Annotated in this window: 17 protein-coding genes and 1 pseudogene; 16 read left to right on the top strand and 2 right to left on the bottom strand. The window is 33.2% G+C overall.

Features of this window, described 5'->3' with window-relative positions:
- Positions 1–39: 39 nt before the first annotated feature.
- The 9 genes and pseudogenes from KTC92_RS00365 to folK all read left to right on the top strand — a co-directional run bounded on the left by KTC92_RS00365 (position 40) and on the right by folK (position 7943).
- Complete coding sequence (locus KTC92_RS00365; protein WP_220285989.1) at positions 40–729, top strand: response regulator transcription factor; 690 nt, start codon at positions 40–42, stop codon at positions 727–729.
- Positions 713–2068: a HAMP domain-containing sensor histidine kinase gene (locus KTC92_RS00370; RefSeq protein WP_220285988.1), complete on the top strand. Its 1356-nt coding sequence runs from the start codon at positions 713–715 to the stop codon at positions 2066–2068. Before KTC92_RS00365 ends, KTC92_RS00370 begins: the two co-directional genes overlap by 17 nt.
- 136 nt (positions 2069–2204) lie before the next feature.
- Complete coding sequence (locus tag KTC92_RS00375; protein ID WP_220285987.1) at positions 2205–2798, top strand: aminodeoxychorismate/anthranilate synthase component II; 594 nt, start codon at positions 2205–2207, stop codon at positions 2796–2798.
- A gap of 9 nt (positions 2799–2807) precedes the next feature.
- A complete protein-coding gene (gene pabB / locus KTC92_RS00380; protein WP_220285986.1) occupies positions 2808–4157 on the top strand; it encodes an aminodeoxychorismate synthase component I in 1350 nt (449 codons plus the stop codon).
- A 73-nt stretch (positions 4158–4230) separates the two neighbouring features.
- On the top strand, positions 4231–5004 hold the full coding sequence (locus KTC92_RS00385) for an aminotransferase class IV (RefSeq protein ID WP_216301748.1): 774 nt from the start codon (positions 4231–4233) through the stop codon (positions 5002–5004).
- Positions 5004–5554: pseudogene (locus KTC92_RS00390) on the top strand (RNA-guided endonuclease InsQ/TnpB family protein); the annotation flags it as partial. The gene KTC92_RS00385 and the pseudogene KTC92_RS00390, both read left to right, overlap by 1 nt.
- A gap of 185 nt (positions 5555–5739) precedes the next feature.
- Positions 5740–6246, top strand: a complete 507-nt coding sequence (locus KTC92_RS00395) for an HD domain-containing protein (protein WP_258280787.1) — start codon at positions 5740–5742, stop codon at positions 6244–6246.
- A 41-nt stretch (positions 6247–6287) separates the two neighbouring features.
- The gene (gene folP, locus KTC92_RS00400; RefSeq protein WP_220285985.1) at positions 6288–7094 is read left to right on the top strand and encodes a dihydropteroate synthase; all 807 of its coding nucleotides are present in this window, start codon (positions 6288–6290) and stop codon (positions 7092–7094) included.
- A gap of 33 nt (positions 7095–7127) precedes the next feature.
- A complete protein-coding gene (folK, locus tag KTC92_RS00405; RefSeq protein ID WP_220285984.1) occupies positions 7128–7943 on the top strand; it encodes a 2-amino-4-hydroxy-6-hydroxymethyldihydropteridine diphosphokinase in 816 nt (271 codons plus the stop codon).
- Between the two features lie 21 nt (positions 7944–7964).
- Here the strand turns inward: folK and KTC92_RS00410 are convergent, their stop codons facing one another.
- Together KTC92_RS00410 and KTC92_RS00415 are read right to left on the bottom strand one after the other, a co-directional pair.
- Positions 7965–8450: a DUF4883 family protein gene (locus KTC92_RS00410; protein ID WP_258280647.1), complete on the bottom strand. Its 486-nt coding sequence runs from the start codon at positions 8448–8450 to the stop codon at positions 7965–7967.
- 616 nt (positions 8451–9066) lie between these two features.
- Positions 9067–9954 carry a LysR family transcriptional regulator gene (locus tag KTC92_RS00415; protein WP_165412853.1) on the bottom strand — a complete coding sequence of 296 codons (888 nt, stop codon included), beginning with the start codon at positions 9952–9954 and terminating at the stop codon, positions 9067–9069.
- A gap of 452 nt (positions 9955–10406) precedes the next feature.
- Here KTC92_RS00415 and KTC92_RS00420 point away from each other — a divergent pair, with 452 nt between their 5' ends.
- Genes KTC92_RS00420 through KTC92_RS00450 form a run of 7 tightly spaced genes read left to right on the top strand, consistent with a single transcriptional unit; the run spans position 10407 to position 16974 of the window.
- A complete protein-coding gene (locus tag KTC92_RS00420) occupies positions 10407–11195 on the top strand; it encodes a CoB--CoM heterodisulfide reductase iron-sulfur subunit B family protein (protein WP_216301751.1) in 789 nt (262 codons plus the stop codon).
- A 19-nt stretch (positions 11196–11214) separates the two neighbouring features.
- Positions 11215–11625 carry a 4Fe-4S dicluster domain-containing protein gene (locus tag KTC92_RS00425; RefSeq protein ID WP_216301752.1) on the top strand — a complete coding sequence of 137 codons (411 nt, stop codon included), beginning with the start codon at positions 11215–11217 and terminating at the stop codon, positions 11623–11625.
- Positions 11626–11672: 47 nt separating this feature from the next.
- Positions 11673–13658 carry a CoB--CoM heterodisulfide reductase iron-sulfur subunit A family protein gene (locus tag KTC92_RS00430; protein ID WP_220285982.1) on the top strand — a complete coding sequence of 662 codons (1986 nt, stop codon included), beginning with the start codon at positions 11673–11675 and terminating at the stop codon, positions 13656–13658.
- Positions 13649–14113, top strand: a complete 465-nt coding sequence (locus KTC92_RS00435; protein WP_165412857.1) for a hydrogenase iron-sulfur subunit — start codon at positions 13649–13651, stop codon at positions 14111–14113. The genes KTC92_RS00430 and KTC92_RS00435 overlap by 10 nt, the downstream gene beginning before the upstream one ends.
- Entirely contained in the window at positions 14101–15084 is a 984-nt protein-coding gene (locus KTC92_RS00440; protein WP_220285981.1) for a 4Fe-4S dicluster domain-containing protein, read from the top strand. The genes KTC92_RS00435 and KTC92_RS00440 overlap by 13 nt, the downstream gene beginning before the upstream one ends.
- Positions 15081–16133, top strand: coding sequence for a 4Fe-4S dicluster domain-containing protein (locus tag KTC92_RS00445; RefSeq protein ID WP_253198054.1), 1053 nt, complete (start codon positions 15081–15083; stop codon positions 16131–16133). Before KTC92_RS00440 ends, KTC92_RS00445 begins: the two co-directional genes overlap by 4 nt.
- Positions 16117–16974 (top strand): FAD/NAD(P)-binding protein, encoded by an 858-nt coding sequence (locus KTC92_RS00450; RefSeq protein ID WP_220285980.1) that lies wholly within the window; start codon positions 16117–16119, stop codon positions 16972–16974. Before KTC92_RS00445 ends, KTC92_RS00450 begins: the two co-directional genes overlap by 17 nt.
- Positions 16975–17011 lie beyond the last annotated feature (37 nt).

Raw genomic sequence — 17011 nt, forward strand, 5'->3', positions numbered from 1 at the left:
ATGGTATAATTAAGAAAAAACTTAAAGATAGGTGGTAAAATGCAGAAAAATATATTAATTGTGGATGATGATTTAGACATAAGAGAAATGTTAGGTAATTATTTTTCTAGAGAAGGTTATGAAATTGATTACGCCTGTGATGGAGAGGAAGGTTTAATAATTAGTAAAAATAAGGCCTTTTCACTGATATTATTAGATATTATGATGCCTAAAATGGATGGTTATAAAATGTTAGCCAAGATGAGGGAGTTTTGTGATACCCCTGTAATTCTGTTAACTGCTAAAGGTGAACAAATGGACAAAATAAAGGGATTTACTAAGGGATGCGATGACTATGTAGTTAAGCCCTTTGACTTTACAGAATTATCATTAAGAGTTCTTTCAATATTAAAAAGAACATCAGATAGTAATGTGGCTATAGATAGTATTTTAAAAATAAAGGACTTAGAAATAAATCTTTTAGAACATACAGTACAAAGATTTGGGGAAGAAATCATGTTAACCCCTAAGGAATTTGAGATTTTAAGCACCTTAGCTTCAAATAAGGGACGAGTATATTCAACCAAAGTGCTGTATGAGCAAATATGGAAGGATACATTTTTAGAAAATGATAACAGCGTTATTGTACACATGAGAAACCTTAGGGATAAATTAGGTGATAAGGTTAAAGTGGGTAAGTATATAAAAACTATTTGGGGAATGGGGTATAAAGTTGAAAAGGATTGTTAAGCTTAAGGGTGAGTTAGTTATTATAGCATTAATTGCTTTTGTGATTTCATTTTTGAGTTCCGCAATGATAAAAGATAAAGGAGTGGGAATTTATAATAAAAATCCTACACTTAGAATAAATAATATTTATGATAAGTGTATACCGAACTTAGAGAAGGAATTGAAAAACAGTAATCTTAGTAATAATATAGCGCTAAAGCAACTTATAAATGATAAATATTCATATAATCAAGGGTACAGTTTCTATATAGTAGATCAGAGGGGTAATGTTATAGTTCAAAATAGTAAAGGAGTACAAGTCATAGACAAGAATGAGCTAAAAGATGGCAAAAGAGAATATTCTGTGCCAAGCAAATATAAAAAGGATTTCAGAGTATCTGGCTGTGAATATTTAAAGGATGGATATTTCTTATATTACGTTTACCTTGGATATGGAAATGGTGACAGCATGATGATGCTCTGGGCCTTAATAGGATTTGTAATAATCTTTTTTATATTAGTTTGGGGGAGGGTATCCTATATTTCAAAAATGAAATTCTCAGTGCAAATTATAGCCAAAGGGAACTTATCTCACAGAGTACCCATTCACTATAACAACGAATTAAGAGAGCTTGCAGAAGGTATTAACTTTATGGCATCTGAACTTGAAAAAGAAGATAGAAAAAGAAGCGAATTTCTCACCAATATTTCACATGATTTACGAACTCCTCTGACAACAATACTTGGATATATTGATATTCTTAAGAAGGACAAATACAATTCTAAGGAAGAGCTAAGTAAGTATATAAGCATCATAGAACGTAAGGGTGTATATCTTAGAACTATGCTGGAGGACTTTTTTCAATATTCAAAACTAACATCAAAGGATATAATATTAAATTTTGAAAACTTAGAGCTAAATGAATTGGGAAGACAGATATTCGAGGATGAAGCAAGTGGATTTGATGAGAACTCATTAAAACTAGAAGTGGAGCTATCAAAGGAGCCTGTTTACATAAATGGTGATCCTGATTTGATTGGTAGGGCAGTTAATAATATCATAAGTAATGCTTTAAAATACTCTAAAATAAATACTGTAGTGAAAATTAAAATTTTCAAAGAAGAACTAAATAGCATAAGCTATGGAGTTTTTTGCGTGAGTAATGTTCCTAGAGAGACAGTTTCAGAAGCAGAAGTGGATAGTTTTTTTGAAAGATTATATAAAAAGGACAAGTCTAGGCATGAGGAGGGTAGTGGTTTAGGGTTGTCTATTGTAAAGGATATTGTAAAGCTTCATGAAGGAATTATAAAAGGTTTTAAAGAAAAGGAAGAGGTAGTATTTAAATTATTTATAAAATAATAGCAAGTGAAAGCTTTCAGTTTTAACTGCGAGCTAAAATATAATAACAGAAAATGAAAGTTGATTTTAATCCTAATGATTTTACGCAAACTATTTGATATAATATAAGTAATTATAAGAGAATAGGAGATAGTTTATGTTTTTGATGATAGACAATTATGATTCATTTGTATACAACCTAGTTAGATACTTTGAAGAGCTAGGTGAGGAAATATTAGTATATAGAAACGATAAAATTTCCTTTGCGGATATTGAGAAAATTAAACCCGAAGGAATAATCATTTCACCTGGTCCAAAATCTCCTGAATATGCGGGGATTTGCATGGAAATAGTAGAAAACTTTAAAGGCAGCATACCTATTTTGGGAATATGTTTAGGGCATCAGATTATTGGTAAGGTGTTTGGTGCTAAAATTATTAAGGGAAATGAACCAGTGCATGGGAAAGTATTTGAAATAAAGCATAGTGGAAAATATGTGTTTAAAAATATTGTGAGTCCAATGAAGGTTACGAGATACCATTCCTTAATAATAGAGAGAGAATCCTTGCCAGAGGTATTAGAAATAACTAGTGAAACAGAGGATGGTGTTATAATGGGTATAAGACATAAGCAATATCACATTGAAGGGGTACAATTTCACCCTGAAGCAGAGCTTACGGAATATGGACATGAAATTCTTAAAAATTTTATTAATGAAGTTAGAATTCAAGATAAATTTGTTGAAAACTAAGGAGAAGAAATGAAACTGATAATTGAACAAGTTAATACTAACCTTGATGGGTTTGGTATATATTCATTATTTAAAGAAGATTTAAACACTATATTATTAGATAGTGCTAGAGACGAAGAAACGTTAGGAAGATATTCTTTTATAGGAACTAACTGTTTTTTAACATTTAAAAGTAAAAATGGTACCTGCTATAAGGGAAAAGAAGTATATGAAGGGGATACATTTGAAGAGTTAAATAAAATTATTGAAGAATACGCTATAGAAAATAATACTGGGCTGCCTTTTGTATCTGGCGGTATAGGATACTTTTCCTACGACCTGGCTAGGGAAGTTGAAGAGCTACCCAATATAGCAAAGGATGATGTAGATATACCTCACTGCTATTATAATTTTTATGATAACATTATTATTTTAGATAATTTTAAGAAAAGTGTTTATATATCTGCACTAGGAATACTTAAATCTCAGAAAGACAGTATTGAAGGTATTAGGCAGCGTATACAAAAGGGCAATAAAATTGTATATGAAAAAGTAGGAGTTATAAAGAATAAATTTACGTCGGACTTTGAAAAGAACAATTATATAAATACTGTATCAAAGGTAAGAGCTTATATAAAAAGTGGAGATATATATATCACGAATTTAACTCAAAGATTTAGTTGTAACACTCGTAAAAGCGCATATGAAATATATAAAGATCTAAGAAATATAAATCCAGCTCCTTTTGCTGCATTTATGAATTTTGAAAATTTTAATATAATATGTTCTTCTCCAGAAAGATTTTTGCGGATTAGAAATAGAATGGTAGAAACTAGACCTATAAAAGGAACTATGCCAAGAGGGATGGATGCAGGGGAAGATCTTAAAAATAAAAACATACTTATAAATAGCGAAAAAGATAAGTCTGAACTTCTAATGGTGGTGGATTTAGAGCGAAATGATTTAAGTAAAGTCTGTAAGCCGAGTTCAGTTAAAGTAACGGAACTTTTTAAATTAGAGGAGTACAGTACAGTATTTCATTTAGTATCTACAGTAGTAGGTGAATTAAAAGAGCCGGTAAGCTCACTAGAATGCATTAAAGCTTGTTTTCCAGGAGGGTCCATAACAGGAGCACCTAAAATACGCTCCATGGAAATTATTGAGGAATTAGAGCCTGTGCGTAGAAACATATATACGGGCGCGCTTGGATATTTAGGGTTTGACGGAAATGTAGATTTGAATATAATTATTAGAACGATCTTAATAAAAGACAATAAAGCCTATTTTGGTGTAGGTGGTGGAATAACGTGGGATTCCAATGAAGAATGTGAATATGATGAGACCTTAGATAAAGCAAAAGCGTTAATGCGAGTCTTATAGGCTGGTGAATAAAGTTGTAAACTAAATTATAGAATTTGCCACGTGTCACATGGGTGGAACCTAAGGGGGTATTATGATATTTGTAAATGGTGAATTAAGTGTGGATAAGATATCCTTAGATAGTGGGTTTTCATTTGGAAGGGGAGCATTTGAGACTATATTAGTTAAAGAAAAACCATTATTTCTAGCTGAGCATATAGAAAGGTTAAATAGAGGGCTTAACACACTAAATGTAAATAAAAAAATTACTGAAACAGAAATTTATGCTGCTACTCAAAAACTCAATTGTAAAAACTGCGTGCTCAAAATTATGGTATCTGAGAAAAACACTATAATTACTAAAAGAGAAATGGCCTATAAACAAAGTGATTATGATGAAGGGTTTGCATTAGGATTAAGTGAGGTTAGGCGAAATGCGCATTCAAATTTAACATATGTGAAATCCTTCAACTACATTGAAAACATAATTGAACGAGATAAAATTATAGATAAAGGGTACAATGAAGCACTATTTCTAAACACAGAGGGATTTATAAGTGAGGGAGCTGTAAGCAATATATTTTTCATCAAGAATGGAATTATATTTACACCAAAGATTAAATGTGGGTTATTACCGGGTATAGTACGAGATTTTATTATTCGAAATTTGTTGCCTATAGGATTTATTGTACAAGAAGGCGAGTTTACATTAGAAGAATTAATGAAAGCTGAGGGTGTTTTTATAACTAATAGTATTATGGGTATAATGAAGGTGAATAAGATCGAAGATAAAGTTGTGAATGAAAGCACAGTTGTATCTGAAATAAAAAGGTATTATGATAGATATGTAGAAAATCATAAGGAATAAGGCACTACTCTATATCAGTTGGAATTGATAAAGAACAACCAATAGTAGCATTAACAAGTGAGAGCATTGGGATAGATGTCGGAATAAAAGACCTTGCTATATGCTCCAATGGAATGACATTTAAAAATATTAACAAAACAAAAAGTGTAAAAAACATGAAAAAAGGCTACGTAGATTACAACGTAGGGTATCTTGCAAATACCTAAAAAATAAAGAATGGAGTAAGTTTGTCAAAACAAGTAATGTTATAAAAATCGAAAAGCAGATTAAATTACTTCATAGAAAAATAACTAATATAAGAAGTAATCATAATCACCAAGCAACGAATACGATAGTGAAAACCAAGCCTTCAAGAGTTGTTATGGAAACACTTAATATAAAAGGAATGATGAAAAATAGACATTTATCAAAAGCCTGTAGTGAGTGTGGTCATATAAAGCCAAAACTTTCATTATCAGTTAGAACATATATCTGCGAGGAATGTGGCTGTGTTATAGATAGAGATTATAATGCAAGTATCAATCTAAGTAGATATGAATTAGTAGTTTAATAGCATCGCAGATGATAATTAATCACTTAAACGATACTACTAATATGTACCATGCGTTGTATGGGAATTTAAGCCCTTGGAGTGTTATATAAACCAAAGTAGCATATCTGAAAAGATTGCAAAATCGGACACGTTGAACAGGGAATTAAACAATATTTATAGATTTATATAGATTTTTGGCAACGGTGGAAATTATAGATAATAATTTAATGAATGATAAAATAAATCTTATTATAGAAAACTATAGCTTTGTGTATAATTTAAGGAAGATAGAAAACTTCGAAGAACATAGAGACTTTTGCCTGCATGATATGCAGCATTTTTTAGACGTGGCACGACTTATGTACATAATGAGTTTAGAAAAGCATTTGAATATACCAAAACACATAATTTATACAACTGCACTTTTGCATGATATAGGTCGGGGAGAAGAATATGAAAATGGGACACCTCATGATATTGCTAGTCGGGAAATTGCTAAAAACATATTAAAGCAGTGCAAATATAGTGCTAAGGAAATAGATGAGATTCTAGAGGCTATAGGAAAACATAGAAGCAATACTGAAAATTTAAATAGTTTAAGTGATGTATTATATAAGTGTGACAAGCTTTCAAGAAATTGTTTTAATTGCGAAGCTATTGATGGCTGTAAATGGCCAGTAGAGAAGAGGAATTTGAAGGTAACATACTAGGAATACAGTTGAGAGTGAATGAGATTATGAGGAGGAAGTTTATGGAAATAGGAAACCGAAATTTTGAAATAGGAAAAAGAACTTACATAATGGGGATTTTAAATGTAACTCCTGATTCCTTTTCTGATGGCGGAAAATTTAGGGATATTAGCTCAGCAATAAATCATGCGAAAAAAATGGTTGCTGACGGGGCAGATATTATTGATATTGGTGGCGAATCCACAAGACCTGGACATGACCCCGTAAGTGAAGAAGAAGAAATTAAAAGGGTAGTACCTATTATAGAGGCTTTAAAGAAGGAAATAAGCGTCCCAATTTCTGTGGACACATATAAAGGCAGAGTTGCAGAGCTTGCAGTAAAGGTAGGGGCAGCAATGATTAATGATGTATGGGGGTTTAAGAAGGACGCATATATTGCAAGCGTTGCTGCTAAGTATAATGTGCCTTGTTGTTTAATGCACAATAGAGATAATAAAAATTATACTAACTTAGTTTGTGATATAATTAATGATTTGGAAGAAAGTATCCAAATTGCACTAAAAGCAGGAGTTAAAAAAGAAAATATTATTTTGGATCCAGGCATTGGTTTTGCAAAAAGTTATGAAGATAATTTAAAAACTATGAATAGCCTGGAAAAGCTAAATAGTTTAGGGTATCCTGTACTTCTAGGAACCTCAAGAAAATCCATGATAGGGTTTGCACTAGACTTACCTGCAAGTGATAGGCTTGAGGGAACACTTGCAACTACAACTATTGGAATAATGAAGGGCTGCGAATTTATAAGGGTACACGATGTATTAGAGAATAAAAGGGTTTGCGTTATGACAGATGCTATATGTAGAAGCTAAGAAAACACCCTTATTTATAAAGGAGACAATACTATGGACAAAATGTATATAAAAGATTTAGAGGTTTACGGACACCATGGTGTCTTTAAGGAAGAAAAAACCTTAGGACAACGTTTTTTAATTTCATTGGAGCTTTTCCTTAGTTTAAGAGAGGCAGGCATCACTGATGATTTAACTAGGACGGTTCATTATGGTGAGCTTTGTCAATTGGTTGAGGAAGAATTTAATAAGGAAAGTTATGATTTAATAGAGAAAGCTACAGAAAAATTAGCTGAATTTATACTCTTAAAATATGATTTAGTTCAAAGAGTAAAGGTTAAAATAAAAAAACCTTGGGCGCCTATTGGAAAACCACTTCAATATGCAGCGGTAGAAATAGATAGAAAATGGCATACAGCGTATATTGGTATAGGTGGAAATATGGGGGACAAAGAGAAAAATGTGAAAGAATCATTAGAGCTTATAAACAATTCTTATCATACCCAAATAACAAAAACATCAAAATTTTATGAAACTAAGCCAGTAGGATATCTAGAGCAAGATGATTTCTTAAATTGTGCTATTGAAATAAAAACACTTTTAAATCCATTAGAGCTTGTAAGATTCCTGCTATCTATAGAAAAAGAATTAAAAAGGGAGAGAGTTATAAGATGGGGTCCTAGAACAGTAGATTTGGATGTACTACTGTATGATGATATTATTAGTTCTTTAGATGAAATAATATTGCCTCATCCAAGAATGCAGGAAAGAATGTTTGTTTTAGAGCCACTGTGTGATATAGCACCTTATGTTATGCATCCAATTTTAAATAAATCTATAATTGAAATCAAGGCATCCTTAAAGGAATAACCGGATAAAAAAACAAATACCTTATTTAGGTATAAGGTATTTGCATAATCCATAAAGATTATAGGCTTTGTACATTTTACTTGTATCAATGTAATCCATTTTGTAGGAGCCATCCCAGGGATATATGGAAATGAATTTTTCGTTATAGACATTTATCATATATTTATTTTTGCTGAAGGTTAAAAATATCTTATATATTGGTTTATCTGGTAAGTTCGCTGGCTTATCTATGAAACTATCATTATTTAATGAATTAAAAAACTTGGTGAATGAAGATAAATCCTCATTGGAAAAATCTTTCTTCTTATAAAAATTCATATATAGAGCATAATGCTCAGTAGGCTTTTCTAGAGATAAATCTTTCATTAATAACTTGGTATAGTAAAAATTGTTTGGTTTACTTTTTATAAAAATGCTTTTATCAAAATTGTATCTACAGCCGAAGAAACTTAAAGAAAAAAACACACAAATTACGAGTAAAATACATTTGCTTTTATTAATACTCAAATAACCACATCCTTTAACGACAGTTCAGAAGGGAAGTCTCCCATTTCTATAAGTGAGAGTTCCATACTATAGTAAAAATAAAACTTCAGTGGGAGTATAAATCGCCTTCTGAAGTCGTAAATGCAGCTCCGCAGGAGATGATTTAACGACAGTTCAGCTCCCTAGGAGATAAGTTAACCTCCTTTAAATAAAATATGTTGATTAATTATCTTTTAGTACACAAAATAGTAATGTTTGGATATTTTAATATTTATATGGTGACGAAAAAGATTAAAAAGGGTTCGTTAAATATATTGATTTCAAAAGAACTCATATATATATAATTATCTAAAGGCTTTAAGAAATCAAAACAAAAATGAAAGAACCACCTGAAGCCAGGTGGTTTTTTCATTTTTGTTCCATATAACATCTTATTATTTCTTATAGGATCGAGGTTTTATTATACTGTCCAATTTTCCGACAGTTGGTTTAAGGCGATTCCACTTATACTCAATAATATACTCTTCATTTACATTGATCAGAGCATATTCATTTTTAGTGCATCTAAAGGGGGTGTAGTTCACTATCATCTTAAATTATGTAATTAATTATATTATAAAATTATTCGTAGTTAATATTAACTCTTAAGAGGGGTTATGGGGTTTGTAATTAAGAAATCAATAAATGCCTTTGAAGCGTTGGATAGATAACGATCTTTTTTCCAAACGAGAGCAATTTTTATGGGAATAGCAGTACTAAATGGAACTTTTGTTATATTTTCATTATCTTCAACAATTTCCTTTAGTAAAAAAGAAATGCCAACCCCATTGGTAATAAGGCCCTTGATGGTTTCTAATTGGGTGGATGATAAAATAACATTAGGCTGAATATTGCATTCATTAAAAGATTCTAATATCTTTTGTCTGATGTAGAAGCCTTCTTTTAGTAGGATAATAGGTTCGTTCTTAATATCTTTAAATGTAATGGTTGGTTGTTTGCTTAAAGGGTGTTCCTTTTTTAAGCAAACGAAGAGCTCACTATTTAAAATGGGAAGGGAAGCTAGGGACTTATCGGAGGAATCGATGATAATCAGACCTAAATCAAGGTCTCCATTTTCTACCATTTGTTTTGTTGTAAGGGACCCATATTCCGAAATATTGAGTTTAATATTTGGATGTGATTTTTGGAAGTCAATAAATACTTTTGGAAATATAAAAGTACTGATCAGTGGAGGGATACCTATTGTCAGGATCACATTTTTAAGATCCTGGCAATCCTTCATTTCTGCAACGGCATTGGTTACTTGTCTTAAAATATCATCTACTCTTTTTAAGAAGATTTTGCCTTCGTCTGTGAGGGAAAGCTGTTTTTTAGAGCGGTCAAAGAGCACAATGGACAGTTCCTTTTCTAGATTTTTGATAGAATTGGTAATAGAAGGCTGAGTTACATAAAGTTTTTTGGCAGCTTGTGTAATATTATTTAATTGACATACCATTTGAAAATACTCTAACTGTCTTAATTCCATAACATATCCCCCTAATTATAAGTTTTAACTATTATATCATAGTTAAATGATAGTTTTAATTTATAACAACGTGTGTTATAGTTTTAACAAGGATTTAAATAAAATAACATAAATGTTAAAAAGAGAAAAGCAGTACTTCTTTTTAATAAATGTAAAAATATTAACATGATTAAAGGGATAAAATACTGTAATCGTTTTAAATTCACAACGTATATTCCACTCTTTTATAAGCTTAGACCATTATATCATAGTTTAATGGTTTTTTTAATTTAGAATAACATTTGTTATAGCTTTATCAATAAATTAAATAAACACCACTGTTTTTTTAAAATCATAAATGTTAAAAAGATAAATGCCATATTATTCTATTAATAAGTGTTGAAATATTAACAAAGTCGAAGGGAGGTGTAAATCTAGACTTGTTCGTTTGTTTAAAGTCTAGATGAATAAATATGAAGTATAGTTATTATCCAGGTTGTACGTTAAAGACGAAAGCTCAGGAATTAGAAAAGTTTGCACTGGATGCTGCAAACGTTTTGGGGTTTGAGTTAGAAGAGCAAAAGGAGTGGCAGTGTTGTGGTGCTGTATATCCCATGGCCACTGATGAAATAGCTACTAAATTATCCTCAGTAAGAAGCCTAGCAGGAGCACGGGACAAAGGTGAAAAACTAGTTACTTTATGTGCAGCATGCCATCACGTGATTAAAAGGGTCAATGAAGATATGAGGACCAAAGATGACATAAGAACAAAGGTTAACAATTACTTGGAGCTAACAGAAGCATACGCGGGAGAGACGGAAGTCCTTCACTATCTTGAGGTGCTCAGGGATGAAATAGGATTTGATGAACTCGCTAAAAAAGTAACAAATCCTCTTACTAACCGTAAAATTGGTGCATATTATGGATGCTTGCTACTTCGTCCCAGTGGAACAATGAATTTTGATGATCCAGAAAACCCTTCTATTATAGAAGATTTTATAAAAGCCATTGGTGCAACTCCTGTAATATATCCTTATAGAACGGAGTGTTGTGGAGGGTATCTTTGTTTAGATCAAAAGGATCTTGTAAATAAGATGACAAATACTATAATTCAATCAGCTGTAAAAAATGATGTAGAAGAAATTGTTACTGCATGCCCACTTTGTAAATATAATCTAGAAATTAGTAATGATGGGGCCAAAAATAAACTATCTATCAGCTATTTCACGGAGCTTTTAGCAGAAGCGTTAGGTGTCAAATAAGATAGGAGGGGATAGTGCAATGAAAAGAGTGAAAATATATTCTGACAAAAAATTAAAAGAGTTAGATCAAATTTCTCAAATTAGTGGGCAGAGGATACAAGATTGCATCCAATGTGGGAAATGTTCAGCAAGTTGTCCTGCAAGTGAAGGTATGGATATCCTGCCTCATCAGGTCATAAGATTACTTCAGACAGGAGAATTAGACAAGGTTACAGAGAGTAAAACCATTTGGTCTTGTGCTTCATGTTTTACATGTTCCCAGCGTTGTCCTAGGAATATAGATATTGCAAACGTTTTAGAGGCAGTTAGGCTTATAATCCTTAGACGTACAGGAGAAAACAGAATAAAAGCTGAAGAGGTCTTTGGAAAAATAGATGATAAAATGCCCCAGCAGGCAATTGTAAGTGCATTTAGAAAGTATAATAAATAATTTTTACAAAAAAATAATGATACTGTTATTTTAAAGGAGGAATCAAATTGCAGAAAATTGGAGTTTTTGTTTGTTGGTGTGGAAGCAATATAGCAGCTACCGTGGACATTGATAAAGTTATAAAAGAAGCTGAAAAAATGCCTGGAGTTGTATATGCTAAAGACTATCAATATATGTGTTCCGAAGTAGGCCAGAATTTGATTAAGAATGCGATAAAAGAGCAAAAATTAGATCGAGTTGTGGTAGCATCATGTTCTCCTAGAATGCATGAGGCAACATTTCGAAAAGCGGCAAAGGCAGCGGGATTAAATCCTTATTTATTAGAAGTTGCAAATATTCGCGAACATTGTTCTTGGATTCATAAAGATAAAGAGATAGCAACCCCGAAGGCCATAGCCCTTGTTAGGGCTGCAGTGGCTAAAGCAACATTAAATAGCGAACTTGTACCAGGTGAAATAGATGTAACGAAAAGGGCACTTATTATTGGTGGAGGAATTGCAGGAATCCAAACGGCTCTTGATATTGCTGAGGCTGGTTATCAAGTGGATATCATTGAGAAGTCACCAAGCATTGGTGGGAAAATGTCTCAGCTAGATAAAACATTCCCTACATTGGATTGTTCTGCCTGTATTTTAACACCGAAAATGGTAGATGCGGCGTCTCATCCAAATATAAACATATACACCTACAGTGAGCTAGAGTCAGTTAAGGGATATGTGGGAAACTTTGAAGCAACCATTAACCAAAAAACACGAAGTGTAGATATGGACAAGTGTACTGGTTGTGGCGTTTGTGCTGAAAAATGTCCTTCAAAAAAAGCTAAAAATGAATTTAATGAAGGCTTAAATAACAGAGGAGCTATTTATATGCCTTTTGCTCAGGCTGTGCCAAACGTACCTGTTATAGATAGAGAACAGTGTATCAAGTTTAAAACAGGGAAATGTGGACTTTGCGAAAAAGTATGTACAGCGGGTGCCATTGATTTTTCTCAGGAAGATACTAAAATGACAAAACAATATGGGGCTATAGTGGTATGCACAGGTTATGATCTTATAGGTTTAGATAAATTTGGAGAATATCAGTATGGTGAGCACCCTGATGTAATTACATCTCTTGAATTTGAGAGATTAACAAATGCTGCAGGGCCAACAGCAGGCCATCTTGTGTGTCCATCGAATCATAGAGTGCCTAAAAAAGTAGTGTTTATACAATGTGTGGGATCAAGGGACAAATCTTCTAGGGGTAAACCTTATTGTTCTAAAATTTGTTGTATGTATACAGCAAAACATGCAATGTTACTCAAGGATCATTATCCCGATATGGAAGCCTATGTTTTTTATATTGATGTTCGTACACCAGGGAAAAACTTTGAAGAGTTCCAGCGAAGAGCTGTTGAAGAATATGGTGTTCATTATATTAAAGGTATGGTTGGTAAAGTTTTTCCAAATGGAGAGAATCTTCAAGTTAATGCTATTGATGCTTCGACTGGAGAAACAGTTCAAATTGATGCAGATTTAGTAGTGCTCGCAGCGGCGACTAAGGCCAAAGACGATGCAACTACAATTAAAAGGATATTAGGTATAAGTACAGATACAAATAATTTCTTTACAGAGGCTCATCCAAAACTTCGTCCAGTGGAAACTCATTCTGCAGGAATATATTTAGCGGGAGCATGCCAAGGACCAAAAGATATCCCAGAAACGGTGGCACAAGCTAGTGCTGCAGCAGCAAAGGTAATTGGGGTATTAAGTAAGGATAAATTGGTTAACAATCCTTGTGTTTCAGAAGTAGATGAATCAATTTGTAGTGGATGCCTTGCGTGTACTAAAATATGTCCATATGATGCAATTTCATCAAGTACAATTGAAGTTAAAGAGAACGGGAAAACAATTACAAAAATAGTTGCAAAGGTAAATGAAGCACTTTGCCAAGGTTGTGGTGGATGCACAGTAGCTTGTCGCCCTGGTGCCATTGATCTTAAAGGATTTACAAATAAACAGATTTTAGCGGAGGTGGATGCCATATGTCGATAGAAGCCGAAAAAATCGAGGGAATAGATGAAAATAAATTTGAACCCTTAATTGTAGCCTTTTGTTGTAACTGGTGTAGTTATGCAGGAGCAGATTTAGCAGGAACAAGCAGATTAGCATATCCTGCCAATGTTAAAATTATTCGGGTTCCATGCTCATGCAGAGTAAGTGAAAACTTCATACTCAGAGCATTCCAACATGGAGCTGACGGCGTAGTAATTGCCGGTTGTCATCCAGGGGATTGTCATTATACAAGTGGAAACTATCATACAAGACGACGTTTTTCAGTTTTGACAAATTTACTTGTATTTATGGGAATAGAAAAAGAACGTTTTAGAGTGGATTGGATTTCAGCAGCAGAGGGACAAAAATTTTCAAGCGTTATGAATGATGTATTAGAGAAAGTTCATAAACTTGGTCCTAATAGAAAGTTGAGGGATGAAAGATGGATAAGATAACTGAAAAAATAAGAGCGACCGCAAAACTTGCCCTAGAAAATGGGGAAGTAGAAAAAATTATAGGATGGGAAAAGGGAGATACCTTTGATGATTCCTATCCCGTATTTATTACAGAAGCGGGTAAAGTAGATTCTTTAATATGGGACTGCTTCTGTGTTAATAACCTAAGTAAATATTTACTTAAGGAATTAAAGGACAATAAAAAAGTAGGTATATTTTTAAAAGGATGCGATTCTCTTGGATTTAACCAACTGATAAATGATAACAGAATAGACCGCGCGAAGGTTGTGGTCTATGGAGTAAGTTGCTCTGGTATGATTGATCCAGAAAAAGTAAAAAAAGGAGGGTTAAATAAAGGCATTCTAAGCGTGAAAAGATCTGGGGATGAAATTATATTTGTGAAAAATGATGGTGAAAAGAAGGTTTCAGCAAGTGAATTTGAATATGACAAATGCATTAAATGTAGACAGCCGAATCCTGTAGTATATGACCAGTTGATGTCGGACTTTGTAGGGAGAGAAGTGGATCCACTAGAACGATTTAAAGATGTGGAAAAACTTGAATCCCTAACAGATAAGCAGCGATCTGATTTTTGGGCTGCTCAATTTTCAAAATGCATAAGATGTAATGCTTGTCGTAATATATGTCCTGCATGTAATTGTGTAAAATGTATTTTTGACAATGATAAGGCAGACGTATCAGGTAAAGCAAAATTAGATAGTGAAGAGCAGTTTTATCATATTATTAGGGCTTATCACGTTGGTGGTCGTTGTGTGGACTGTGGAGAATGTAGCAGAGTATGTCCAGCAAATATCCCACTTCACCTATTAAATAGTAAAATTATGAAAGATATAAATGAACTTTACGGTGAATATGATGCAGGGGTAGATCCATCTAAACAAGCCCCAATCGGAATGTATAAACTGGATGATAGTGATTCCTTTACATCGCATGGAGGTGGGAAAAAATGATGAAGAAAATATTAAAGAATCAGTTTTCGCAGCTTTTTAGTATGATTGATAAATCCTATGAATTGTTTTTGCCTATTGAAGTGGATGGAGATGTAAACTTCAACCTGTGGAAACAAGGAGATACGGTGAATGTAGAAAAACTGAAAACTAATATTTCACCAAAAAGTTTTATTTTCCCCCAAAGTGAAACCTACTTAAAGTTTAAAAGAGATGGAAAGAAACTTGAACTAGAAAATGTAGGAGGAAAGAAAGAGGACTATGTACTATTTGGTGTGAGACATTGTGATGCAGCGAGCTTTAAGCTACTTGACAATGTATTCCTCGTTGATCCTGTAGATGCTTTATACGAGGAAAGACGAGAAAAAGGAACCATCGTTTCTATGGCCTGTTTTGATCCAGAGGAAACTTGCTTTTGTAGTTCATTTGGAATAGAACCACAGACAGCTTCTAAAGAAGTAGATGTTAACACATGGGATATGGGAGATAGCATACTTTGGAATCCACAAACATCAAAAGGTGAAAACTTAACGGAGAAATTAAAGGACATTTTAGAAGATGCAACGGAGCAGGATATAAGTGAATTAAAGGCATTGAAAGAGGCTACAAAAGTGAAAGTTAAAAATCTTCCTTTAGCAAATATAGACCCTAAAAAAATAACGGGAGAGCTTAAGGAGTTATTTGAATCTAAAATTTGGGGAGAACTTAGTGAACGTTGTTTAGGTTGTGGTTCATGTACTTATGTATGTCCTACTTGTCATTGTTACGATATTGGTGACTTTAAGGGTGATACATCTGGAGAAAGATTCCGTTGCTGGGATTCATGTATGTTTTCGGACTTTACCCTGATGGCTCATGGAAATATCAGAAAAACGCAAAAGGAAAGGTTCAGACAGCGGTTTATGCATAAGCTTGTTTATTATCCAAATAAACAAAATGGTGTATACGCTTGCGTTGGATGTGGAAGGTGCATAGAAAAATGTCCAGTTCATTTGGATATTGTTAAAGTAATTAAAAAGTTAGGTGGTGGACAAAATGAGCTGCAATTGTAATGTACATGAACATAAACATGTAAATCCTTTAATGCCAGAACTAGCTGAAATAGTGGACATTAGGGAAGAAACACACGATGTAACTACATTTAGGGTTACAAAACCTGGTGGTGGAAAATCATTTGAACATATGCCAGGTCAATGTGCGATGATTTCGGTTCCTCCACTTGGAGAAGCGATTTTCTCAATCACTTCTTCTCCAACAGAAAAGGGTTATATGGAGTTTAGTGTAAAAAGATGTGGAGTAGTTACAGAATATCTACATGGTTTGGAAGTTGGGAGTGAAATAGGTATTAGAGGACCATATGGAAATAATTTCCCGGTAGAGGATGAGCTAAAAGGAAAAGATCTTCTTTTCATCGGTGGGGGTATAGGACTAGCACCCATTCGTTCCGTTATAAACTATGTAATGGATAATCGAGACGATTATGGAAAGGTAGATATTTTATATGGAGCAAGAACGCCTGGAGATCTTGTCCAGACAAAAGACATCTTTGAAAATTGGCCATCAAGGTCTAATACAGACGTTTATTTGACGGTTGATCGAGAAGTCGAGGGATGGGAAGGACATGTAGGATTTGTTCCCAGTTATATTAAAGAGATTGGATTTAGCACAAATAAAGTGGCTTTGGTATGTGGACCGCCTATTATGATTAAATTTGTTCTTCAAACGCTTGAAGAAATGGGATTTAAGAAGGATCAGGTATACACCACATTGGAATTAAAGATGAAATGTGGCGTAGGGAAATGCGGACGTTGTAACATCGGAGATAAATATGTGTGTAAAGATGGTCCTGTATTTAGATGCGATGAAATAGATCAACTTCCCGATGAATATTAATGTAAACACTAAAACAGTTTAACCCATTAGATATTAG

Source organism: Clostridium sp. CM027 (genome assembly GCF_024730565.1).
In the GTDB taxonomy this organism is placed as follows: Bacteria; Bacillota; Clostridia; order Clostridiales; family Clostridiaceae; genus Clostridium_AD; species Clostridium_AD estertheticum_B.

What these genes read in the sequence shown, in the direction of transcription:
- KTC92_RS00425 (WP_216301752.1), top strand. Translation starts at nt 11,215, where the DNA reads ATGAAAAGAGTGAAAATATATTCTGACAAAAAATTAAAAGAGTTAGAT.
- KTC92_RS00365 (WP_220285989.1), top strand. Translation starts at nt 40, where the DNA reads ATGCAGAAAAATATATTAATTGTGGATGATGATTTAGACATAAGAGAA.
- KTC92_RS00420 (WP_216301751.1), top strand. Translation starts at nt 10,407, where the DNA reads ATGAAGTATAGTTATTATCCAGGTTGTACGTTAAAGACGAAAGCTCAG.
- folK (WP_220285984.1), top strand. Translation starts at nt 7,128, where the DNA reads ATGGACAAAATGTATATAAAAGATTTAGAGGTTTACGGACACCATGGT.
- KTC92_RS00415 (WP_165412853.1), bottom strand. Translation starts at nt 9,954, where the DNA reads ATGGAATTAAGACAGTTAGAGTATTTTCAAATGGTATGTCAATTAAAT.
- KTC92_RS00440 (WP_220285981.1), top strand. Translation starts at nt 14,101, where the DNA reads ATGGATAAGATAACTGAAAAAATAAGAGCGACCGCAAAACTTGCCCTA.
- KTC92_RS00445 (WP_253198054.1), top strand. Translation starts at nt 15,081, where the DNA reads ATGATGAAGAAAATATTAAAGAATCAGTTTTCGCAGCTTTTTAGTATG.
- folP (WP_220285985.1), top strand. Translation starts at nt 6,288, where the DNA reads ATGGAAATAGGAAACCGAAATTTTGAAATAGGAAAAAGAACTTACATA.
- KTC92_RS00450 (WP_220285980.1), top strand. Translation starts at nt 16,117, where the DNA reads ATGAGCTGCAATTGTAATGTACATGAACATAAACATGTAAATCCTTTA.
- KTC92_RS00435 (WP_165412857.1), top strand. Translation starts at nt 13,649, where the DNA reads ATGTCGATAGAAGCCGAAAAAATCGAGGGAATAGATGAAAATAAATTT.
- KTC92_RS00375 (WP_220285987.1), top strand. Translation starts at nt 2,205, where the DNA reads ATGTTTTTGATGATAGACAATTATGATTCATTTGTATACAACCTAGTT.
- pabB (WP_220285986.1), top strand. Translation starts at nt 2,808, where the DNA reads ATGAAACTGATAATTGAACAAGTTAATACTAACCTTGATGGGTTTGGT.
- KTC92_RS00385 (WP_216301748.1), top strand. Translation starts at nt 4,231, where the DNA reads ATGATATTTGTAAATGGTGAATTAAGTGTGGATAAGATATCCTTAGAT.